The 21,602-nt window shown below is 73.3% G+C and carries 23 protein-coding genes; 10 read left to right on the forward strand and 13 right to left on the reverse strand.

Features of this window, described 5'->3' with window-relative positions:
• Window positions 1–43 precede the first annotated feature (43 nt).
• From ACFSHS_RS14855 to ACFSHS_RS14880, 6 genes are all read right to left on the reverse strand, one after another.
• Window positions 44–868 (reverse strand): ABC transporter ATP-binding protein, encoded by an 825-nt coding sequence (locus ACFSHS_RS14855; RefSeq protein WP_376877563.1) that lies wholly within the window; start codon window positions 866–868, stop codon window positions 44–46.
• A complete protein-coding gene (locus tag ACFSHS_RS14860) occupies window positions 865–1,950 on the reverse strand; it encodes a FecCD family ABC transporter permease (protein ID WP_376877566.1) in 1,086 nt (361 codons plus the stop codon). Before ACFSHS_RS14860 ends, ACFSHS_RS14855 begins: the two co-directional genes overlap by 4 nt.
• On the reverse strand, window positions 1,947–3,002 hold the full coding sequence (locus tag ACFSHS_RS14865; protein ID WP_376877569.1) for a FecCD family ABC transporter permease: 1,056 nt from the start codon (window positions 3,000–3,002) through the stop codon (window positions 1,947–1,949). Before ACFSHS_RS14865 ends, ACFSHS_RS14860 begins: the two co-directional genes overlap by 4 nt.
• Before the next feature lie 94 nt (window positions 3,003–3,096).
• A complete protein-coding gene (locus ACFSHS_RS14870) occupies window positions 3,097–3,591 on the reverse strand; it encodes a glutathione peroxidase (RefSeq protein WP_376877572.1) in 495 nt (164 codons plus the stop codon).
• Between the two features lie 39 nt (window positions 3,592–3,630).
• Window positions 3,631–4,347, reverse strand: coding sequence for a mycothiol-dependent nitroreductase Rv2466c family protein (locus tag ACFSHS_RS14875; RefSeq protein ID WP_376877575.1), 717 nt, complete (start codon window positions 4,345–4,347; stop codon window positions 3,631–3,633).
• A gap of 20 nt (window positions 4,348–4,367) precedes the next feature.
• Entirely contained in the window at window positions 4,368–4,772 is a 405-nt protein-coding gene (locus tag ACFSHS_RS14880; RefSeq protein ID WP_376877578.1) for a DUF2237 family protein, read from the reverse strand.
• A gap of 77 nt (window positions 4,773–4,849) precedes the next feature.
• Here ACFSHS_RS14880 and ACFSHS_RS14885 point away from each other — a divergent pair, with 77 nt between their 5' ends.
• On the forward strand, window positions 4,850–6,823 hold the full coding sequence (locus tag ACFSHS_RS14885; protein WP_376877580.1) for an acetoacetate--CoA ligase: 1,974 nt from the start codon (window positions 4,850–4,852) through the stop codon (window positions 6,821–6,823).
• Window positions 6,824–6,887: 64 nt separating this feature from the next.
• On the opposite strand, the gene ACFSHS_RS14890 is transcribed toward ACFSHS_RS14885, so the two are convergent.
• Entirely contained in the window at window positions 6,888–7,550 is a 663-nt protein-coding gene (locus ACFSHS_RS14890; RefSeq protein WP_376877583.1) for an NUDIX domain-containing protein, read from the reverse strand.
• Entirely contained in the window at window positions 7,547–7,939 is a 393-nt protein-coding gene (locus tag ACFSHS_RS14895) for a DUF4406 domain-containing protein (protein ID WP_376877586.1), read from the reverse strand. Before ACFSHS_RS14895 ends, ACFSHS_RS14890 begins: the two co-directional genes overlap by 4 nt.
• 113 nt (window positions 7,940–8,052) lie before the next feature.
• Here ACFSHS_RS14895 and ACFSHS_RS14900 point away from each other — a divergent pair, with 113 nt between their 5' ends.
• A complete protein-coding gene (locus tag ACFSHS_RS14900) occupies window positions 8,053–9,312 on the forward strand; it encodes an acyl-CoA dehydrogenase family protein (RefSeq protein WP_376877589.1) in 1,260 nt (419 codons plus the stop codon).
• A gap of 195 nt (window positions 9,313–9,507) precedes the next feature.
• Here ACFSHS_RS14900 and ACFSHS_RS14905 read toward each other — a convergent pair whose 3' ends face one another.
• The 3 genes from ACFSHS_RS14905 to ACFSHS_RS14915 all read right to left on the reverse strand — a co-directional run bounded on the left by ACFSHS_RS14905 (window position 9,508) and on the right by ACFSHS_RS14915 (window position 13,011).
• The gene (locus ACFSHS_RS14905) at window positions 9,508–10,746 is read right to left on the reverse strand and encodes an MFS transporter (protein ID WP_376877592.1); all 1,239 of its coding nucleotides are present in this window, start codon (window positions 10,744–10,746) and stop codon (window positions 9,508–9,510) included.
• A gap of 169 nt (window positions 10,747–10,915) precedes the next feature.
• Entirely contained in the window at window positions 10,916–12,625 is a 1,710-nt protein-coding gene (locus tag ACFSHS_RS14910; protein ID WP_376877595.1) for a glycoside hydrolase family 13 protein, read from the reverse strand.
• Window positions 12,625–13,011 (reverse strand): VOC family protein, encoded by a 387-nt coding sequence (locus ACFSHS_RS14915; RefSeq protein ID WP_376877598.1) that lies wholly within the window; start codon window positions 13,009–13,011, stop codon window positions 12,625–12,627. The genes ACFSHS_RS14910 and ACFSHS_RS14915 overlap by 1 nt, the downstream gene beginning before the upstream one ends.
• Before the next feature lie 163 nt (window positions 13,012–13,174).
• On the opposite strand from ACFSHS_RS14915, the gene ACFSHS_RS14920 reads away from it, so the two are divergent.
• The 5 genes from ACFSHS_RS14920 (at window position 13,175) to ACFSHS_RS14940 (ending at window position 16,847) form a co-directional block, all read left to right on the forward strand.
• Window positions 13,175–13,312, forward strand: coding sequence for a hypothetical protein (locus ACFSHS_RS14920; RefSeq protein ID WP_376877601.1), 138 nt, complete (start codon window positions 13,175–13,177; stop codon window positions 13,310–13,312).
• A gap of 113 nt (window positions 13,313–13,425) precedes the next feature.
• Entirely contained in the window at window positions 13,426–13,818 is a 393-nt protein-coding gene (locus ACFSHS_RS14925) for a VOC family protein (RefSeq protein WP_376877995.1), read from the forward strand.
• Window positions 13,819–13,892: 74 nt separating this feature from the next.
• Entirely contained in the window at window positions 13,893–14,270 is a 378-nt protein-coding gene (locus ACFSHS_RS14930) for an FKBP-type peptidyl-prolyl cis-trans isomerase (protein ID WP_376877604.1), read from the forward strand.
• A 145-nt stretch (window positions 14,271–14,415) separates the two neighbouring features.
• The gene (locus ACFSHS_RS14935; protein ID WP_376877607.1) at window positions 14,416–15,108 is read left to right on the forward strand and encodes a DsbA family oxidoreductase; all 693 of its coding nucleotides are present in this window, start codon (window positions 14,416–14,418) and stop codon (window positions 15,106–15,108) included.
• Between the two features lie 68 nt (window positions 15,109–15,176).
• Window positions 15,177–16,847, forward strand: coding sequence for a methyl-accepting chemotaxis protein (locus ACFSHS_RS14940; RefSeq protein WP_376877610.1), 1,671 nt, complete (start codon window positions 15,177–15,179; stop codon window positions 16,845–16,847).
• 12 nt (window positions 16,848–16,859) lie between these two features.
• Here the strand turns inward: ACFSHS_RS14940 and ACFSHS_RS14945 are convergent, their stop codons facing one another.
• Complete coding sequence (locus ACFSHS_RS14945; RefSeq protein WP_376877613.1) at window positions 16,860–17,822, reverse strand: NAD(P)H-dependent flavin oxidoreductase; 963 nt, start codon at window positions 17,820–17,822, stop codon at window positions 16,860–16,862.
• Between the two features lie 83 nt (window positions 17,823–17,905).
• A complete protein-coding gene (locus ACFSHS_RS14950; protein WP_376877616.1) occupies window positions 17,906–18,148 on the reverse strand; it encodes an acyl carrier protein in 243 nt (80 codons plus the stop codon).
• 366 nt (window positions 18,149–18,514) lie between these two features.
• Here ACFSHS_RS14950 and ACFSHS_RS14955 point away from each other — a divergent pair, with 366 nt between their 5' ends.
• From ACFSHS_RS14955 to ACFSHS_RS14965, 3 genes are all read left to right on the forward strand, one after another.
• Window positions 18,515–18,856, forward strand: coding sequence for an ArsR/SmtB family transcription factor (locus tag ACFSHS_RS14955; RefSeq protein WP_376877619.1), 342 nt, complete (start codon window positions 18,515–18,517; stop codon window positions 18,854–18,856).
• Entirely contained in the window at window positions 18,853–19,383 is a 531-nt protein-coding gene (locus tag ACFSHS_RS14960) for an SRPBCC domain-containing protein (RefSeq protein ID WP_376877622.1), read from the forward strand. Before ACFSHS_RS14955 ends, ACFSHS_RS14960 begins: the two co-directional genes overlap by 4 nt.
• Before the next feature lie 313 nt (window positions 19,384–19,696).
• Window positions 19,697–21,511 (forward strand): phosphoenolpyruvate carboxykinase (GTP), encoded by a 1,815-nt coding sequence (locus ACFSHS_RS14965; RefSeq protein ID WP_376877624.1) that lies wholly within the window; start codon window positions 19,697–19,699, stop codon window positions 21,509–21,511.
• Window positions 21,512–21,602 lie beyond the last annotated feature (91 nt).

Raw genomic sequence — 21,602 nt, forward strand, 5'->3', positions numbered from 1 at the left:
CGCCGCTGCGCCCCCGGGGTTCGTGGACGGGAGGGGCTGCCGCTCAGCGGAGGCGGCGGACGGGCACGACCATCGGCGTCCCCGTCACCGGGTCCGGGAGGATCCTCGCCTCGAGGTCGAAGACGTCGGCCAGCAGCCTCTCGGTGAGCACCTCGACCGGCGCGCCGACGGCCGCGAGCTCGCCGTCCTTCAGGGCGACCAGGCGCTCGGCGTACCGGGCGGCCAGGTTCAGGTCGTGCAGCACCACGACGACGGTGCGGCCGCGCTCGGCGTGCAGCCGGCCGACCAGGTCCAGGACGTCGACCTGGTGCGAGAGGTCGAGGTACGTCGTGGGCTCGTCCAGCAGCAGCAGGTCGGTGCCCTGGGCGAGCGCCATCGAGATCCACGCCCGCTGCCGCTGCCCGCCGGACAGCTCGTCGACCGGGCGGTCGGCCAGGTCGGCGAGGTCGGTCCAGGCCAGCGCCTCGGCGACCGCCGCCTCGTCGTCCCGGGACCACTGCTGCAGCCAGCTCTGGTGCGGGTGCCGGCCCCGGGCCACCAGCTCGGCCACGGTGAGCCCCTCCGGCGCGACGGGCGCCTGCGGCAGGAGTCCCAGCACCTTGGCGACCTCGCGGGTCGGGGTCCGCGCGATGGCCCGCCCGTCCAGCAGCACCTGCCCGCCGGCCGGGCGCATCAGCCGGCCCAGCGCGCGCAGCAGGGTGGACTTGCCGCAGCCGTTGGGTCCGACGATCGCGGTGAACGAGCCCTCGGGGAGCTGCAGGTCCAGGTTCCGGACGGCGACGTGGTCGTCGTAGACCAGGGTGACGCGCTCGGCGGCGAGACGGACCCGTCCGCTCGCCGTCTCCGGCCGGTGCAGGAGTTCGGTCATACGGTCGACAGCCGCCTTCCGCGGACGAGGAGCCAGAGCAGGTACGGCGCACCGAGGACGGCGGTGAGGATGCCCACCGGCAGCGCCTCGGGCAGGACGGTGCGGGTGACGAGGTCGGCACCCACGACCAGCACCGCGCCGAGCAGGCCGGAGGCCAGCAGCGGCGGCCGCGAGCCGCCGGCCAGGCGGACGGCGATGTGCGGCACCACCAGGGAGACGAAGGTGATCGGCCCGGCGGCGGAGACGGCGAACGCCACGCAGCCGACGGCCACCAGGACGACGGCGCCCTGGGCGGTCTGCAGCCGGACACCCAGCCCCCGGGCGGTGTCGTCGCCGAACTGGAGGGCGCCGAGGACCCGGCCGGCCGCCAGGGCGAGCGGGAGCAGCACCGCCAGCGCTCCGGCGAGCGGGACGGCGTGGTCCCAGGTGCGGGCGTTGAGCGACCCGGTGATCCAGACGTAGGCCGACGCCGCGTCGTGGATCTCGGCGTGGGTGAGCAGCCAGTCGGTCAGCGCGGTGCCGACGGACCACAGCGCGATGCCCACGAGGACCAGCCGGTAGCCGTCGAGCCCCGCCCGCCAGGCGAGCAGGAACAGCAGGACGCCGGTCAGGAGCGCCCCCAGCAGTGCGGCCAGGGGGATGCCGAGCCCGGTGAGCGCTCCGCCGACCGCGCCGCCGGAGCCGAGGACGATGGCCCCGACCGCGCCGACCGAGGCGCCCATCGTGATGCCGAGGGTGTCGGGGGAGGCGAGCGGGTTGCGGGCGAAGGTCTGGAACAGCGCGCCGGCCACACCGAGCGCCAGGCCCACCAGCAGGCCGACGACCACCCGCGGCGCGCGCAGCTCGAGGACGATGAACGGCTGCGCGCCCTCGCCCAGGCCGACCAGGGTGCGGAGGACGTCGGGCACGCCGATGGGGAAGTCGCCCCGGCCGAGGCTCACCGCCGACAGCAGCACGAGGACGACGACCGCGGCCGCCGGCACGGCGACGGCCCGCCAGCGGAGGACACCCGATGCCGGGCCGACGCGGACGACGGTCCCCCGCCGCGGCGCGCTGGTCGGGGGCAGGGTCCCGACGCTCACAGGGTCGCCGTCCGGCGGCGGCGCACGAGCGCGATGAAGAACGGCGCGCCCACCAGTGCCAGCACGATGCCCACCTGCAGTTCGCCCGGGCGCGCCACCACCCGGCCGATGACGTCGGCCACGAGCAGCAGCACCGCACCGGCGAGCCCCGAGCAGGGGACCAGCCAGCGGTGGTCGGGCCCGGTGACGGCCCGGACGGCGTGCGGCACGACCAGGCCGACGAAGGCGATCGGCCCGCAGGCGGCGGTCGCGGCGCCGGCCAGGAGCGTGATGGCGGCCAGCCCGACCAGGCGGGCCAGCCAGATCCGCTGCCCCAGACCCCGGGCGACGTCGTCGCCGAGGCCGAGCAGGTTCAGCGCCGGCGCGTTGAGGACGGCCAGCAGCAGGCCGGCGACGACGAACGGTGCCACCTGCCACGCGATGTCGGCCCCGCGGCCGGCCAGCGCGCCGACGACCCAGAACCGGTAGGAGTCGAGGGTCTGCTGGTCGCTGACCAGGACGGCGCGGACCAGCCCGTAGAGCAGCGCGGAGAGGGCGGCGCCGGCCAGGGCGAGGGTGACCGGGGTGGCGCCGCCGCGGCCGGCCGAGCCGATCGCGTAGACGGCCACCGTGCCCGCCAGGGCGCCGGCGAAGGCGAACCACACGTAGCCCGACGGGCTGCCGATGCCGAGGACGGCGATGGCCAGGACGACGGCCAGGCTCGCGCCGGCCGTCACGCCGAGGAGGCCGGGATCGCCGAGCGGATTGCGGGTGTGCCCCTGCATGAGCGCGCCGGCGACCCCGAGCGCCAGGCCCACCATCAGGCCGAGCGCCGTGCGCGGGACCCGCAGCTGGCGGACGACGACCGCTTCCTCGCTGGTCAGGCCGCTGTCGAACAGGGCGCGCCAGACCTCGCCCAGGCCGATCGACCGCGTCCCGACGGCGATGCTCGCGAGGCAGGCGCCCGCGACCAGGGCGAGGAGGACGAGCAGGCCCGCCAGCCGCCGGCTCCTGCTCCGCCGTCCACCGGACGGGGCGCGCTCCCGCGCCGGAGCGGCGGTCGTGGCGGTCACGAGCGGCTCCGGGGGACGGGCGGGATAAGGAAGGCTTACCTTACCTGCCGCTCGTGGACGGTCCCGTCGTCCGGGCGACAGGGCCCCGGAGTGCTCAGCCGGGCAGGACCGACTCGATCGCCGCCCGGACCTCCGGGGCGTCGGGCCGGGTCCGCGGCCGGAAACGGGCCACGACGTCGCCCTGGCCGGAGAGGAGGAACTTCTCGAAGTTCCACTGGACGTCGCCGGCCTCGCCGTCGACGTCGGGCACCGCCGTCAGCCGCTGGTACAGCGGATGGGCGCCTGGGCCGTTGACCTCCACCTTCTCGGTCATCGGGAAGGTGACGCCGTAGGTCGCGGAGCAGAACTCGGCGATCTCCTCCGTGGTGCCCGGCTCCTGTCCTCCGAACTGGTTGCACGGCACGCCGACGACGGTGAGGCCGCGACCGCCGTACTCCCGCTGCAGCGCCTCCAGCTGGGCGTACTGCGGGGTCAACCCGCACCGGCTGGCCACGTTGACGACCAGGGCCGCGGAACCGCCGGTCAGCGCCCGCAGCGTCGTCGTCTCGCCCTGGAGGGTGGTCACCGGCACGTCGAGGAGGTCGCTCATCCTCGCCGGAGCGCCGTCCCCCCGCGGTTCATTCCGCGCTCAGCGCTTCAGCCGCCGGCTCCCGCCGTGCCAGTCCTCCTCGACGCCGGTCTCGCCCGGCCGGACGCCGAAGGCGGGAACCTGGGGCCGCTCCCGCAGGCTCCGCTTCAGCTCGGCGAAGCCGGGGAAGCCGGCCAGGGCGACGACGTGGTCCCACAGCTCCACGGCCTGGTCGTCGTCGGGCAGGCGGCTGATCACCGGGCCGAAGAAGGAGGTCCCGCCCGGCGGCCGGAAGTGCAGGATGGGCGTGCCGACGTCCTTGCCGGTCAGCGCCAGTGCCTCGTCGGTCTCCGCCCGGATCTCGGCGTCCGCCGACTCGTCGTCCACCGCGTCGGCGAGGGCGGTGGGCAGCCCCACCTCGGCGAGGATGGGGGCCACGTAGTCCTGCGTCCCGCGCAGCGCCGGGTCCGGCGGCCGCTCCACCTCGAAGATGTGCCGGCCGAACGCCTCGTACAGCGGCCCCACCGTCGCGCGGCCGTGCTCCGCGCGCACCCGGGAGGCAACGCGCAGCAGGCGCAGCCCGGCGGTGTGCCCGGCCTCGTAGTCGGGTGGGAAATGGGTCGCGTAGTCGATGTGCGCGTTGAGCAGCCGCAGTGAGATGAACCGCCAGTCGACGGCGTACTCGCGCTGTGCCGCCACCTTCCGGACCCACTTGCTGGTCATCCACGCGAACGGGCAGACCGGATCGAAGTAGAAGTGGAGATCGGCGTCGGCCATGTCGTCGACGCTAACCGCGTTCAGTCCAGGCCGCTGAGGTCGTCCGGGACGTCCACCGCGTGCTGCCGCAGGGCCTCGATCGGTACGATCTCCAGCGCCCGGGCGTTGGTGGCGGCCAGGACGACGCCGGCCGCGGCACCCGCCTGGTAGGCCTGCAGCCAGCGCACGGCCACGACGCACCACCGGTCACCCGGTCGGAGGCCGGGGAAGCCGTACTCCGGGCGCGGGGTGGACAGGTCGTTCCCGAGCTCGCGCTGCATCTCGAGGAAGTCCGCGGAGACGACGGCGCAGACGGTGTGCGAGCCGAGGTCCTCCGGCCCGCTGGTGCAGCAGCCGTCCCGGTAGAAGCCGGTCAGCGGCTCGGTGCCGCACGGCTCGAGGGGGCCGCCCAGCACGTTCCGCTGGTCGGCGGGATCGGGTTGCACCGGCGCTCCTCGGTGGTCGGCGGGAAGGCGTGGTGGGCGCGCGCACAGGATGGCGCACAGGATGGCATGGTGCGGGCGTGGAGGAGCGTGCCGAGGTGCTGTGGAGTCCGACCCCCGAAGGCATGCGACGCACCCGCGTCGCCGCCTTCGCCCGCTGGGTGGAGGAGCGGCGCGGGCTGTCCTTCGGGGACCCGCCCGACTACGACGCCCTGTGGCGCTGGTCGGTCGAGCACCTCGACCAGTTCTGGGGCGACGTCGCCACCTGGACCGGGGTGCTCCCCGGCGTCCCCGACGACCGGGTGCTGACCGACCGCAGCATGCCCGGCGCCGTCTGGTTCCCGGGGACGACGGTGAACTACGCCGAGCAGGCGCTGCGGCACGGCACCGACCGGTATCCCGCGCTGGTCGTCGTCGCCGAGGACACCGAGCCCACCGAGGTGTCCTGGGCCCGGCTGCGTGCCCAGGTCGGGGCCTTCGCGGCCACGCTGCGGCGGCTCGGCGTGCAGCGGGGTGACCGGGTGGCCGGCTATCTGCCCAACGTGCCCGAGGCGGTCGTCGCGTTCCTCGGCGTGGCGTCGGTCGGGGCGGTGTGGTCGTCGTGCGCGCCCGACTTCGGCACCCGGGCCGTCCTCGACCGGTTCGCCCAGATCGAGCCCACCGTGCTGGTCGCGGTCGACGGGTACCGGTTCAACGGCAAGGCGCACGACCGCCGCGACGTCGTCGCGCAGCTGCGGGCCGCGCTGCCGACCGTGCGGACGACGGTCGCCGTCCCCCGGCTGTTCCCCGACGAGGTGCCCGACGGGGCGCTGCCGTGGGCGGAGGCGGTGGCCGAGGAGCAGGAGCCGGTGTTCGAGCCGCTGCCCTTCGACTCCCCGCTGTGGATCCTCTACTCGTCGGGCACCACCGGGCTGCCGAAGGGCATCGTGCACGGGCACGGCGGCGTGGTGCTCGAGCACCGGAAGTGGGGCGACCTGCACAACGACCTGGGTCCGGGCGACCGCTTCTACTGGTACACGTCGACGGCCTGGATGATGTGGAACGTCGTCGTCTCCTCCCTGCTGTGCGGGGCGACGGCGGTGTTGCACGACGGCGCGCCGGCCTACCCCGAGGTCGACGCGCAGTTCGCCCTGGCCGCGCGGGTCGGGATCACCCAGCTGGGGACCAGCGCCGGATACCTCACCGCGTGCATGAAGGCCGGCGTCCGACCGCGGGACCGGCACGACCTGTCGGCGCTGCGGCTGCTCGGCTCGACCGGGTCACCGCTGCCCGCCGCGGCGTACGAGTGGGTGTACGACGCGGTCGCCGACCACGTGCAGCTGGTCTCCGCCTCCGGCGGCACCGACGTCGCGACCGGCTTCATCGGCAGCTCGCCTCTGCTGCCGGTGACGGCGGGGGAGCTGCAGCGGCCGATGCTCGGCGTCGCCGTGGCCGCGTGGAACGAGGACGGTCAGCCGGTCGTCGGGGAGGTCGGCGAGCTGGTCGTCACCGAGCCGATGCCCTCGATGCCGCTGTACTTCTGGAACGACCCCGACGGCGCGCGGTACCGGGAGGCGTACTTCGAGCCCTGGCCCGGGGTGTGGCGGCACGGCGACTGGCTGGAGATCACGCCGCGCGGGACGTGCGTCATCACCGGCCGCTCGGACTCGACCCTCAACCGCGGCGGGGTGCGGATGGGGACCGCGGACATCTACGCGGCGGTCGAGTCGATCCCGGCCGTCGTCGACTGCGTCGTCCTCGGGGTGGAGCAGCCCGACGGCGGCTACTGGATGCCGCTGTTCGTGCAGCTCGCGCCGGGGGAGGAGCTGACCGACGAGCTGCGGGCGCGGATCAGGTCCGCGATCCGGGAGCAGGCCAGCCCCCGGCACGTGCCCGACGAGATCATCGCCGTCCCCGGGGTGCCGCACACGCGGACGGGCAAGCGGCTGGAGGTCCCGCTGAAGAAGCTCTTCCAGGGCGTGGACCCGGGCAAGGCGCTCAACACCGGCGCCGTGGACGACGCCTCCCTGGTGGACCACTACGTCCAGCTCGCGAAGGCCCGCACCCGCACCTGATCTCCCCGCTTCCGGTACAGAAAGAGGAGTGTGACGACGCCGCTTTCCGTACCGGAAGCGGGGATCAGGCGCGGAAGGGGCCGCGGAGGGCGGCCCACTGGAGCAGCATCACCGTCTTCGCGTCCGCGATCCGGCCGTCGTCCACCATGGCCAGCGCCTGGTCGAAGGGCAGCTCGACGACCTCGATGTCCTCCCCCTCCTCCTCGAGGCCGCCACCGGTCCCGGTGCGGTCGGCCGGGCGGTAGGGCGCGGCGTAGAAGTGCAGCCGCTCGGTCACCGACCCGGGGCTCATGAAGACGTCGAAGACGTGCTCCAGCTCCCCGACGGAGACACCGAGCTCCTCCTCGGCCTCGCGACGCACGGCGACCTCCGGGGCGTCGTCGTCCAGCAGCCCGGCCGCCGTCTCCAGCAGCAGCCCGTCGGGATGGCCGTTGACGTAGACCGGATACCGGAACTGGCGGGTGAGCAGCACGCTGCGGCGCTCGAGGTCGTAGAGCAGCAGGGTCGCACCGTTGCCCCGGTCGTAGGTCTCCCGCTGCTCGGTCACCCACCGTCCGTCGCGACGACGACGGTCGAGGGTCGTCCGGCGGAGCACGTGCCAGCCGCTGGCCAGCAGCTCCACGTCGCGGACGACGACATCGGGGTTGCCGGTCAGGTCGCGGCCCACCCGGTCCAGCCCGGTGCGGCCGCGGGAGTCGGGGACGTCGATCCCGGGGGTGCCGCTCATCGGGCGGGAGGTGGGCAGGGTCGTGGCGCGGCCGGGACGTCGTCGATGCTGGTCCAGACTGCGGCGCCCCGGGCGCGGGCGATCGCCACCATCTCGTCGGAGCCGGCCGACTCCCCGGGCAGCCGCAGGACCCCGTCGCAGCGCGCCACCAGCCGCCGTCCCAGCGGGTGGAACACCTCGTCGAAAGCGGCGTCGCCGACCCGCGTCGACCCGGCCAGCCGGGCGAGCGGCAGGGCGAGGTCCTCGCCGTTGACCGCGAGGTGCCCGGCCCGGAACAGCCGCAGGCACGCCTCCTGGATCACACGGTGGTTGGCGGCGATGCGGTCGGGATCGTCACCGGTACCGCTGCGGTACGGCCCGGCGACCAGGATCATCAACGGCTCTGTCACGCCGGGAACCCTAGGCGGTGGTCCCGGTCACGTTCGCGGATGACGGCGGCGTGCGGGGGGAATGGCCTGCCGCCGAGGTGTACCCGATCACTCCCTGACCCAGGAGGCCGACAGTGACGTCGACCCGTGCCGAGGACCCCGTCGACGTGCTGGCGCCGCCGCCGCCGGCACTGCTCCCGCCGTGGCACACACCGGAGCGGGAGCAGCTGCAGGAGCAGGCCCGCCGGTTCGCTATGGAGGAGGTGCTGCCGGTCGCCGACGAGCTCGACCCGCAGAAAGGCGAGATCCCGGCGTCCCTGCTGACCCGGCTGGCCGAGCTCGGCTGGTTCGGCATCACGGTGCCCGCCGAGAACGGCGGTCTGGGGCTCGGCGTCTTCGAGTACTGCATGGTCAGCGAGGAGCTGGCCCGCGCCTGGATGTCGACGGCGAGCATCCTGGCGCGGTCGCAGGGCCTGGGGACGGCGGTGGCCGACGCCGACCGCCGGCACGAGCTGCTGTCCCGCAGCGCCCGCGGCGAGTGGATCGGCGCGATCGCCCTGTCCGAGCCCGACGCCGGTTCCGACCTGGCGAGCGTCTCCACCCGCGCGGTCCTGGACGGCGACGAGTGGGTGGTCACCGGCCGCAAGCGCTGGTGCGGCAACGCCAAGGCCGCCGACTTCATCCAGGTGCTCGTGCGCGAGCGGGACCCCGAACCGGGGGAGTCGCGGTCGAACGGACTGGTCAACCTGCTGCTGGAGAAGAAGCGCGGCGAGTTCCCCGAGGGGCTCACCGGCTACCCGATCGACAAGGTCGGCTACCACGGCTTCCTCACCTGGGACCTGACCTTCGACGGCGTCCGCATCCCTCGCGAGAACGTCATCGACGAGGCCGATGCCGCGAAGGAGGAGGGCGCCGCCGCCGAGCGGGCCGGGTTCGCCGAGGCGCAGAAGTTCCTCAACACCGCGCGGGTGCACACCGCCGCCCGCGCGGTCGGCCTGGCGCGGGCCGCGCTGGAGGACTCGATCCTCTACCTGCAGGAGCGCGAGCAGTTCGGCCACCCGATCGGCGACTTCCAGGCGCTCCGGTTCGCCGTCGCCGGGATGGCCGCGCAGATCGAGCAGTCCCGCGCCTTCTACCGGCAGGTCGCGCACCTCATCGACCTGGGCGTGCGCTGCGAGAAGGAGGCCTCGATGGTCAAGCTCGAGGCGACCGAGATGTCGGTGCGGGTGACCAACCAGGCCATGCAGCTGCACGGCGGCAACGGCTACACCACCGAACGGCAGGTCGAGCGGCACTGGCGCGACGCCCGGCTGACGACGATCTTCGAGGGCACCAGCGAGATCCAGAAGCGGATCATCAGCGACCGGCTGCTGCCCCGGAGCCCGCTGAGCTGAGCTGCTCCCCGCGACTGTGCGCTCATCGGGGTCATGGCTGGGATGAAGCCCCGATCAGCGCACACTCGCGGCGGTCAGGGCAGGCGGACGGGAGCTCACGTCGCCGGGACGCGCGGGGTCCCGGGGGGCAGTGGCGTGAGCGGCCCGTCGAGCTCCAGCAGGAATCCCGAGGGTCGGCACCGTGCCGACGGCGCGTCACTCGGAGAGCGCGACCTCGTCGGCGTGGGAGATGTGCGCCAGCTCCCGCCAGATCAGGGCGAGGATGACCGCGGAGCCCAGGAAGGCGAACCAGAAGGGGCCGGTGATGCCCCAGACCTTCGCGATGACCCCGCCCAGCGCCTGGCCGACGACGATGCCGCCGAACAGGCCGACCGAGTAGAGGCTGCCGACCCGGCCCTGCAGCTCCGTGGGCACCGCCCGCATCCGGACGGTGCGCGACGTCGTCCCCCAGACGAACACGTGCGCGCCGAACACGAACATGATCACCATCGCGACCCACGCGGTCGTGGTCAGCGCGAGGCCCAGGTGGGTGCCGGTCTCGACGAGCAGCCCGACCTTCATGATCGAGGCCAGGCTCGCGTGCCGTTCCAGCCAGTCGTAGCCCGCCGTCGCCACCAGCCCGCCCACGGCCCCGACCGTGGTGAGCAGACCGAACCCGACCGCGCCCATGTCCAGCGTCTGCGTCGAGTAGAGCACGAGGACGGACCAGGCGGCGCCATAGGTGACGTTGAACGTGACGATGGTGAGTGTCAGCGTGCGCACGGCCGGGTTCCCCCAGGCCCAGCGGAAGCCCTCGACGACGTCCCGGCCGACGTGGCTGCGCCCCTCGGGTCGGGGAGCCGGCGTCGGCGCCATGCGCGACACGAGCACGGCGCCGAGCGCGACGCACACGGCCTGGGTCAGGAACGGCCACGCCGTCCCCGCGGCGAAGAGCGCCGCGCCGAGGGCGGGCCCGGCGAGCTCGTTCATCGTCAGCTGACCGGTCATCAGCCGGGCGTTGCCCACACCGAGGTCGCCCTTCTGCACCACCATCGGCAGCAGCGTGCCGCCGGTGGTGTCGGCGAATACCTCCGCGGTGCCCAGCAGGAACATGGTGACCAGGACGGCGGTGATGTCGACGCGCCCGGTCACGAGCACGACCGTCAGGGCGGCGAGGACGCCGGCCCGCAGCAGGTCCACGACGACGACGAGCAGCCGCCGGTCGACGCGGTCGGCGAGCACGCCGGCGTGCAACCCGAAGAGCAGCCACGGCAGGCGCTGCAGGAGCCCGGCGAGGGCGACGAGGAGGGGGTCCGAGGTCTGCGAGGCGACCAGGAGCGGCCCCGCGGCCAGCGCGATGCCGTCGCCCAGGTTGCCGATCCACGCGGAGCCGACCAGCCAGCGGAACGACGTCCCCATGCGGGCCGGCAGTACTGCTTCCACGAGCCGGCTCACGGTTACCGCACCCTACGGGCCGGAGTGCGGGCCCTCACGCGCATATTCGGCCCCCCGTGACTGTGCGCTCATCGGGGTCATGGCTGGGATGAAGCCCCGATCAGCGCACACTCGCGGCGTTCTCGCGCCCACCGGGATCCCTGAACGGTCCAGCGCCGTGCCTGCCCGCTCAGGAGAGGCTGAGCACCCGGGCCTCCCACGGACGCAGCAGCTCGGGGTCCTCGTCGGCCAGGTTCCCCAGCACCAGCCGGGCGTCCAGCGCCTGGGGCAGGAGCTCGGCCAGCAGGTACGGCGTCCGGCTCAGGTTGCAGACCACGAGCAGGACGTCACCGTCCAGGCTGCGGGTGAACGCGTAGACGTCGTCGTGCTCGGGCAGCAGCATCGCGAAGTCGCCGAGGGCCACCACCGGGCTCTCGTGGCGCAGCGTGATCAGCCGCCGGTAGTGGGCCAGCACCGAGTCCGGGTCCGTGCGCTGGGCTTCGGCGTTCCACTGGACGTGGTCGGGGTTCACCGGCAGCCACGGCGTCCCGGTCGTGAACCCGGCGTTCGGGGTGGCGTCCCACTGCACCGGGGTGCGGGCGTTGTCCCGGCTCATCCGGCGCAGCGCGGTCAGGACGGTGGCCGGGTCGACGCCGGCCACCATGGCCGCCGCGAAGTGGTTGACCGACTCGACGTCCCGGAAGTCGTCGACGGAGGCGAACGGGAAGTTCGCCATGCCGAGCTCCTGGCCCTGGTAGACGTAGGGCGTCCCCCGGTGCAGGTGCAGCAGCGTGGCCAGGCAGGTCGCGGAGTCGCGGCGGAACTCGGGGGAGTCGTCGCCGTACCGGGAGACCGCCCGCGGCTGGTCGTGGTTGTCCCAGTAGAGGGAGTTCCAGCCCACGTCGGCCAGTCCCGCCTGCCAGCGGCCGAACGAGGCCTTCAGGTCGCGCATGCGCAGCGGGCGGAGGTCCCACTTCGACGCCCCGTGGTCCAGGCCGACGTGCTCGAACTGGAAGACCATGTCCACCTCGTCGCGGGCCGGGTCGGTGAACAGCCGGGCCTCCTCCACGGTGACACCCGGCATCTCGCCGACCGTCAGGAGCCCCTCCTTCCGCCCGGCGAACACCTCGCGGTGCATCTCCTGCAGGAACTCGTGGATCCGCGGCCCGCACAGGAACGAGCCCGTGCCGTCGCCGAGCGAGGAGCCGGGCAGCGGCGGGCCGTCGTGCAGGTGCCCGTCGTCCGCGACGTCCTTGGAGATCATGTTGATGACGTCCATGCGGAAGCCGTCGACCCCGCGGTCGAGCCACCACCGCATCATCGCGTACACCGCCTGCCGGACCTCGGGGTTCTCCCAGTTGAGGTCGGGCTGCTTCCGGTCGAACAGGTGGAGGTAGTACTCGCCGCTGGCCTCGTCGTACTCCCAGGTCGGTCCGGAGAAGTAGGACTGCCAGTTGGTCGGCTCCGCGCCCGGGTCGCCACCGGCGAAGCCCGGCCGGGGCGGCCGCCACCAGTACCAGTCACGCTTGGGCGACCTCGGCGACGACCGCGACTCCACGAACCACGGGTGCTCGTCGCTGGTGTGGTTGACCACCAGGTCCATGAGCAGCCGCATGCCCCGGGCGTGCAGCGCCGCGATGAGCTGGTCGAGCTGCTCGAGCGTGCCGAACAGCGGGTCGATGTCCTGGTAGTCGCTGATGTCGTAGCCGTTGTCGGCCTGCGGCGACGGGTAGACCGGCGAGAGCCAGAGGACGTCGACGCCCAGGTCGGCCAGGTGGTCCAGCCGCTGCAGGATCCCGCCGAGGTCACCGATGCCGTCGCCGTCGGAGTCCATGAAGGAGCGCGGATAGACCTGGTAGGCCACCGCGCGCGTCCACCAGGGCGCGTTCGCCGGCTCCATCAGGAGGGGAAGGTGTGGTGGACGGCCTCGACGTTGTTGCCGTCGGGGTCGCGGAAGAAGACGCCGTAGTAGCCGGGGTGGTACTCGGGCCAGATCCGCGGCTCGTGCAGGATCTCGGCCCCCGACTCCCGGGCGGCCGCGAACACCGCGTCGACCGCCTCCCGGGACGGCGCCGAGATCGCCAGGTGGACCGGGCGGTGCCCGGGGTCGACCAGGGAGCCCAGCCACAGGCGCGGGAAGCTGTCGGGGCCGCAGAGCCCGACGACGGCGCCGCCCGGGCCCTCGTAGCGCATGAGCTCCCGGACCCCGCAGGGGGCGAACACCCGCGTGTAGAAGTCCGCCGCGGCGCCGACGTCCGCACACTGCAGGGCCAGGTGATCGAGCATGGCCGGGACGCTAGTGCGGGGCGGCGACGGCAGCACCCGGGCCGCTGTGCCGACCGGGAAATCGCGTGCGGACCGTCGTACCCGTCGCCGACCATGCGGGGCCACGACCACCGGAGGGGAACCGTGGCCGGCCTGCCCAGGCGACCTTCCTCGTCGCCGCCTCGTGCCGCCGCTGCCGGCCGTCGTGGCGATCGTGGCGGCGCGCCTCCCGTCCGACGAGACCGCCCATCCGCTCGACCGCCCCGAGGCGCCCGACGTGGCGGCGGACCGACCGCGGGACGGTGCGCTGGAGCGGGTCTGACCGCTGACCGATGAGTTCGGCTCCGGCGGCCGGTCGGAACGACTGACGGCCCGCGTCCGCGTGCCACGATCCCCGGCCGACCGGCCGAACACCGAGGAGAAGTCCCCGTGCGCATGATCTTCGTCAACCTTCCCGTCGCGGACCTGGACCGGTCGAAGGCCTTCTACGCCGGCCTCGGCTTCGGCTTCGACGAGCAGTTCAGCGACGACAACACCGCCTCCGTCGTCATCAGCGAGCAGATCGTGGTCATGCTGCTCACGCGGGAGCGCTTCGCCGACTTCGTGCCCGGAGTGGTGGGCGACCCGGCGCAGGCCACCACGGTGCTCAACGCCCTGTCGGTCGACTCGCGGGAGGAGGCCGACGAGATGCTCGCTCGTGCCCTCGCCTCCGGCGGAAAGCCGTGGCAGCCCGCCCAGGACCACGGCTCCATGTACGGGACGAGCTTCGCCGACCCCGACGGCCACGTGTGGGAGACGGTCTGGATGGACCCCGCAGTGGTGCGGTGACCCCGGGCGGGCCGCCCGGGCCGCTGATTGGATGGGTGCGGCGCCGGGAGAGCCCCGGCCCAGGAGGGAGAACCGTGGCCGAGCTGAGCCGACCGGACGTCGAGCCCCCCACCGGGCCGGCCCCGGAGGACCTCGTGATCGAGGACATCGTCGTCGGCGACGGACCCGAGGCCACCCCGGGCAGCCTGGTGAGCGCCCACTACGTGGGCGTCACGCACGACGGGGGCGAGCAGTTCGACGCCTCCTGGGACCGCGGCGACCCGCTGGAGTTCCGGCTGGGCGTCGGCATGGTCATCCAGGGCTGGGACGAGGGCATCGCCGGCATGAAGGTCGGTGGCCGCCGCCGGCTGACCATCCCCGCGCACAAGGCCTACGGCGAGCGTGGGGCCGGCGGGATCATCGCGCCCGGCGCCACGCTCGTGTTCGTCGTCGATCTCGTCGGCGTCCGCTGAGACCGCGGTCTCCGGACCGCACCCGGGCCGGGGACCGTCCCCCTCCCGAGCCGAGCCGCTGCGGCAGGCCTGCACGGGCTCCTCGCAACCCACGCGGCGGAACAGGCACGGGAATGGTTGAAAGGGCAACGACGTTGGGCCGGGCATGCAGGTAGAGGTCTGGTCCGACGTCGTGTGTCCCTGGTGCTACATCGGCAAGCGCCGCCTGGAGAGGGCGCTGGACCTGTTCCCGCACCGCGACCAGGTCGAGGTGGTCTGGCGGTCGTTCCAGCTCGACCCGTCGGTCCCCGAGGGGGAGACGCACCCGACCCTGCCCGCGCTGGCCGCCAAGTACGGCACCAGCGTGGAGGCGATGCGCGCCAACATGGCCCGCGTCGAGCAGCTCGCCGCCGACGAGGGCCTGGAGTACCACCTGGCCGACGGCATCAGCGGCAACACCCTGCTCGCGCACGAGCTGCTGCACCTGGCCGCCGAGCACGGCCTGCGCAACGAGCTCAAGGAGCGTCTCCTGCACGCCTACTTCGAGGAGGGGCGCTCGGTCTTCGAGATCGACTCGCTGGTCCCGTTCGCCGTCGAGGTGGGGCTGGACGAGGCCGAGGTGCGCGCTGCGCTGACCGACCGCCGCTACCTGCCCGCCGTGCGGGAGGACGGCGCGACGGCGCAGGCGCTGGGCGCCACCGGCGTCCCGTTCTTCGTGGTCGACCGCAAGTACGGCGCCGCCGGCGCCCAGCCGGCCGAGCTGCTCCTGCAGATCCTCGAGCGGGCGTGGGCCGATGCCCATCCGCTCGTCAGGCTGCCGGCCGCCGACGGCTGCACCGACGGCAGCTGCGCGGTCTGACGCCGTGACGCGGGGCACGCCGGGTCCCCGACCGTCACGGGCGGCCCGGTGGCTGCCGATGGTGCTGCGTGTCCCTCTCGCCGTCCTCGCGGCTGCCCGCACCTCCGGCCGCTCTCGCCTCCCGCCTGCGTGACCTCCGCGTGGGTCCCCGCATGGCGGCGGCCTTCGCGGTCAGCTTCCTGCTGGTCGGCGGTGCCACCTACCTGAGCGTCTCCGCGCAGTTCGAGTCCGACCGGCTGCAGTCGCGGACCGACGACCTCGTCGCGGCGCAGCAGATCGGTGACGACCTGCAGTACCTGACCGCCGACGTGACCGGGTGGCAGGCCTTCGTGCTGACCGACGCCGTGGCGTTCGGCATCCCGGAGGCCATCAGCCCCGACGGCTACAACCGGCAGGGCTACCTGGAGAGCAAGGCCGCGGTCGTCGACCTCTTCGCCGACGAGGACCGCAGCAGCCTGCTGACCCCGTCCGAGCGCGCACTGCTCGACGACGCGGCCGACGCCTTCGACGTGTACTTCGCCTCCGACGACCGCGTCCTCGCCATGCTGCAGGCCGGCGGGATCGGCGCGATGCCCGAGATCATGACCGAGATCAACACCGGCGTGGGCGGCGACGCCTACGAGACCGTCGTCGCGAGGACCGACGACTTGAAGGCATCCCTGCAGCAGCGGGTCGAGGCGCTGCAGGAGGAGCGGGCGGCCACCCTCGCCCGTGGCCGGCTGGCCGTCTACATCGGCCTCGCGCTCGCGGTCGTGGCCGCGGCCGGCGTCATCGTGGCGGTCACCCGTTCGGTGACCAGGCCGCTGCACCGCTGCGTCGACGCGCTCGGGCGGATCGCCGGCGGGGACCTGACCGCCCGCGTGGGGCTCGCCGACCGCAGCGAGCTCGGACGGCTGGCCACCTCGGTGGACGCGACCGCCGAGGCGCTGGCCGACACCGTCTCGCGGGTCACGGACGCCGCCGCGGGTCTGGCGGCGTCCGCCGAGGAGCTGGCCGGGACCTCGACCGAGATCTCGGACGCCGCCACCCGTTCCTCCCGCGTTATCGACCGGACCGCCGGCACCGCGGCGCAGGTCTCGCAGGACGTGAACACCGTCGCCGCGGGCGCCGGCGAGATGGGCAGCTCGATCCGCGAGATCGCGGCCAGCGCGTCGGAGGCCGCCCGTGCCGCCGCCTCCGGTGTCGACGTCGTCCGTCGGAGCAACGACCAGGTGGCCCGGCTGGGGTCCTCGTCGGCCGAGATCGGCACGGTCGTGGCACTGATCAGCTCCATCGCCGAGCAGACGAACCTGCTCGCCCTCAACGCCACCATCGAGGCGGCGCGGGCGGGCGAGGCGGGCAAGGGGTTCGCGGTCGTCGCGGGCGAGGTGAAGGACCTGGCGCAGGAGACCGCCCGGGCGACGGAGGAGATCTCCCGGCGCGTGGAGGAGATCCAGACCGAGGCCGGGGCGGCGGTCGACGGCATCGCCGGCCTGAGCGCCGTCATGGACCAGGTGAACGCCTACCAGGAGACGATCTCCGCGGCCGTGGAGGAGCAGACGGCGACGACGGCGGAGATGACCCGCAACGTGGGCTCCGCGGCGGACGGCGCTGCCGCGATCGCCGCCTCCATCAGCGCCGTCGCGGAGGCCGCGCAGGTGGCCTCCACCGGAGCCGACCGGTCGCGGCGGCACGTGGGCGACCTCGCGCGCATGTCGGTGGAGCTGAGGGAGCTGGTGGAGCGCTTCCGGGTGCGCTGAGGCCTCGGGCGGTCAGCCGAGCAGCCGTGGCACGGCGCGCAGCGCCTTCTCGGCCTCGGCGTCCAGGTCCCGGACGACGTCGGTGGCCGACCGTTCCGCCGTCACCAGGCCGACGGACTCGCCCGCGTAGACCGGGGCGTTCTCGAGGTCGTCGGTGCGCCGGGCGTCGACGACGCGCTGCGCCGCCGCGGCGTCCTGCCGCAACTGGTCCTCGCGGCCGTGCCAGGTGCGGCTGAACTCGTTGACCAGGGCCCGTCCGGGCCAGCGCTCCGGCCAGGCCAGGCCCTGGGCCACGTCGAACGCCCGGGTCAGCACGGTGGCGTCGCCGCTCGCCGCCCGTACCCGCGCCCGCGCGGCCGGGGTGTTCAGCCCCTCCGGGCAGGACAGCAGCGCCGTCCCGATCCAGACGCCGGCGGCACCGGCGACGAGCACCGCCGCCATGCCCCGACCGGTGGCGATCCCGCCGGCCGCGACGACGGGCCGATCGGTGAGGGACAGCACCTCCTGGAGCAGGGGCAGGGTCGCCCGGTGCCCGGTGTGCCCGCCGGCCTCGGTGCCCTGCGCGACGAGCACGTCGACACCTGCGTCCACCGCCCGGTGCACGTCGGCCACGGTGTTCACCTGCGCGGCCACGGCGATCCCCGCGTCGTGCAGGCGGCCGACGTAGGGAGCCGGGTCGCCGAAGGACACCGACACCAGGGCCGGCCCGGCGGCGATCGTCGCGTCCAGCAGGTCCGGCCGCTCGGGCAGGGTCCAGGCCATGAGCCCGATCCCGAACGGCAACTGTTCGGCGGCGGGGATCGCGCACTGCTCGGTCACGAAATCCGCGGGGTGCGTCCCGCTGACGCCGATCATCCCCAGCCCGCCGGCCCGGGAGACGGCACGCACCAGCGCGCCACCTGAGACGCCGGCCATCGGCGCACCGATGACCGGCGTCGTCAGGTCGAACCAGCGGGTCAGCGATGTCCTGATCACCGGCCCATGGTGCTCCCGCGCTCAAGGCCCTCTGCAGGGTCCCGCCGCGAGCGTGCGAGCGGTGGGGGCAGAGGGTCCTTCTACTACTGCGTGGCCGGGCCGCCCTGCTCGGTGCCCTGCAGCCTGCCGAGGAACTCGTGGCAGCGCTTGGCGCGGGCGGAGTCCTGCTCCATGACCTCGCGGAAGAAGGCCGCGATGTCCTCCAGGCCCGCGTTCTCTGCATCCCGGACGTACTGGCCGTAGTCGTGCCCGGCCTTCAGCGAGTGGTACTGCACGGAGATCAGGTCGTAGAAGACATCTTCGAAGCCGGTCTCACCCGTGGCCATGGATCCTCCTCGATCTCGGAGTGATGCGGACGCGTCGGCCCCTACCCGCACCGGACCGCTCCGTCACATGCGGATCAGGAGCGCGGCGCCTCCGAGAACGCGCCGCCGGTGACGTCGCCGCCACCGGCCTCATCAGCGACGTCCTGGCTGGTGGCGAGCTCGTCCTCGCCCGAGGTGGCCGGGTCGTCCGCGCCGGAGGCGAGGTCCTCGCCCTAGCCGTAGGCGCCGGGATCGGCCTGCAGCGTGCGGGGGTCGTTGAGCGGGTCCGGGACATCGGGATCGGTGACGGTCATGTCGCCGGCATGCCCCGTGGCATCGGGCATGAACCTCTGGCCGAACGCGTAACCGATGTGTTACGCATGTTCCGTGGAGGCACTGGCAGCCCTGGCCGACCCGACGCGCCGGGAGCTGGTCGCGCTGCTGGCCGGCGGCGAGCGGGCGGCGGGCGAGCTGGCCCGCCGGTTCCCGGTGAGCCGGCCGGCGATCAGCCGGCACCTCCGGGTGCTGCGCGAGTCGGGTCTGGTCCGGGCGCGGACCGACGGCAAGCGGCGCCTCTACCGGCTCGATCCCGGACCGTTGCGGGAGCTCGACGCCTGGCTGGAGCCCTACCGCGACCTGTGGGCCCAGCGCCTGGACGCCCTGGACACCGAGATCGCCCGCGGCAGGCGGGCGGTGGTGAGTGGGATGACGAGTGGGGAGAGGGCATGAGCGACGAGGACATGAGCGGCGAGGACATGAGCTACATGGCCCGGCGCGGCGTCGTCACCACCGGGACCGACGGCCGGCAGCGACTGGAGTTCCACCGCTCCTGGCCCGACCCGATCGAGGACGTCTGGTCCGCGCTGACCGAGCCCGACCGCCTGGCTCGCTGGATCGGGGCCTACGAGGGCGAGCGGGCTGTCGGCGCCCGGGGCACCTTCGCGATGACGCACGAGGAGGGGGAGCCGGTCGGCGTGCCGATGACGATCGTCGAGTGCGACCCGCCCCGTCGTCTCGTGATCGAGTGGGTGCAGCAGGACACGGACGCCTGGCGCGTCGACCTGGACCTGTGGGTCGAGGACGGGCGCACAGTGCTGCGGTTCGTCCAGTCCTACGCCCCCGACGCCGACGTCACCGACTTCGCGCTGGGGTGGCACTGGTACCTCGACAAGCTCGATGCCGCGGTGGGGCACGTGCCGGCGCCGGCCGACTGGGACCGCTTCCTGGCCGAGACGGGACCCGCCTACGGCCGCTGAATGCGGCAGCCGAGCAGCGCACTCGCGCCGGAGCCGGCGGGCGATCGCCCAGGCCCGGAGCGTTCGTGCACGGGGCCGCCGCAGGGCCACGCGGCCGCACGGCCGGGGCACGTCGCGACATCACGGCGACCCGGCCCCACGAGGGTCTTGGTACCTGATGACCAGACGTCCTAGACGTAACATCTCTCACGGTTACAGCGGGGCCAACCGCTTGTAACCTGTCCCGATCCCGCTTCGTCGCACCAGCGACGACGGGTCGACCGCACCACCGCCGGTGCCACAGCCGCCCGGCTACCCAGAGGATGGAGACGCCGTGACTTCAGTGGCCACCCCCGGTCTCGACAACGCCCCCACCACCCACGCGCGCCTGCTGGCGTGGGTGCGGGAGATGGCCGAGCTGACGACCCCGGACCAGGTGGTCTGGGTGGACGGCAGCGACGAGGAGTGGGAGCGGCTCACCACCAAGCTCGTCGACGCCGGCACCTTCACGCGGCTGGAGAAGAAGCCCAACTCGTTCTGGTGCGCCTCCGACCCCAGCGACGTCGCGCGGGTCGAGGACCGCACCTACATCTGCTCGGTCGACGAGGCCGACGCCGGTCCCACCAACAACTGGATGGACCCCGGCGAGATGAAGGCGATCATGACCGAGCTGTACCGGGGGTGCATGCGCGGCCGGACGATGTACGTCATCCCCTTCTGCATGGGCCCGGTCGAGGCCGAGAACCCCATGTTCGGCGTCGAGCTCACTGACTCCGAGTACGTCGTCGTCTCGATGCGGGTCATGGCGCGCATCGGCCGGTACGTCCTCGACGCGATGGGCGAGGACCGGCCTTTCGTGCCGGCCATGCACTCCCTCGGCGCACCGCTGGAGCCCGGCCAGCAGGACGTGCCCTGGCCGTGCAGCGACACCAAGTACATCGTGCACTTCCCGGAGGAGCGGGCCATCTGGTCCTACGGCTCCGGCTACGGCGGCAACGCCCTGCTCGGGAAGAAGTGCTACTCCCTGCGCATCGCCTCGGTGATGGCCCGCGACGAGGGCTGGCTCGCCGAGCACATGCTGATCCTCAAGCTGACCAGCCCGCAGCAGAAGACCTACTACATCGCCGCCGCGTTCCCGAGCGCCTGCGGCAAGACGAACCTGGCCATGCTCGAGCCCACCATCCCGGGCTGGAAGGTCGAGACCCTCGGCGACGACATCGCCTGGATGCGCTTCGGTGAGGACGGCCGGCTCTACGCGCTCAACCCCGAGTTCGGCCTCTTCGGCGTCGCGCCGGGCACCGGCTGGGACACCAACCCCAACGCGATGCGCACCATCGACAAGGGCAACTCCGTCTTCACCAACGTCGCCCTCACCGACGACGGCGACATCTGGTGGGAGGGCATGACCGAGGAGCCCCCGGCCCACCTCACCGACTGGAAGGGCCGGGACTGGACGCCGGACAGCGGCGAGCTCTCCAGCCACCCGAACAGCCGCTTCTGCACGCCGATCACCCAGTGCCCGATCCTGGCGCCCGAGTACGACGACCCCAAGGGCGTGCCCATCTCGGCGATCCTCTTCGGCGGCCGCCGCAAGACCACCATCCCGCTGGTCACCGAGGCCCGGGACTGGAACCACGGCGTGTTCATGGGCGCGACGCTCTCGTCCGAGACGACCGCCGCGGCCACCGGTGCGGTCGGCGTCGTGCGCCGCGACCCCTTCGCGATGCTGCCGTTCATCGGCTACAACGCCGGCGACTACTTCGGCCACTGGGTCGAGACCGGCAAGATGCACGACGCCACGAAGCTGCCGCGCATCTTCTACGTGAACTGGTTCCGCCGCGACGAGGACGGCGGCTTCCTGTGGCCGGGCTTCGGCGAGAACAGCCGGGTCCTCAAGTGGGTCATCGAGCGCCTGGAGGGCACCGCCGCCGCCGTCGAGACCCCGATCGGCCACGTGCCGACGCCGGACTCCCTCGACGTCTCGGGCCTGGACATGACGCCGGAGCAGGTGGAGCAGGCCCTCGCGGTCAAGCCCGAGGAGTGGCGCGAGGAGATCCCGCAGATCACCGAGTGGTTCCAGAAGTTCGGCGACAAGCTGCCGAGCACGATGTGGGACGAGCTGGAGATCCTGAAGAACCGGCTCGCCTGAAAGAGGACCGCCCTTCCCCCCACGCCTCGCGCGCTCGGCGCGGGCCCCTGAAGGGCGGCCGCTCCAGCACGTCACCAGGCCCGGGGCCCGC

Source organism: Blastococcus deserti, assembly GCF_042682525.1.
In the GTDB taxonomy this organism is placed as follows: domain Bacteria; phylum Actinomycetota; class Actinomycetes; order Mycobacteriales; family Geodermatophilaceae; genus Blastococcus_B; species Blastococcus_B deserti.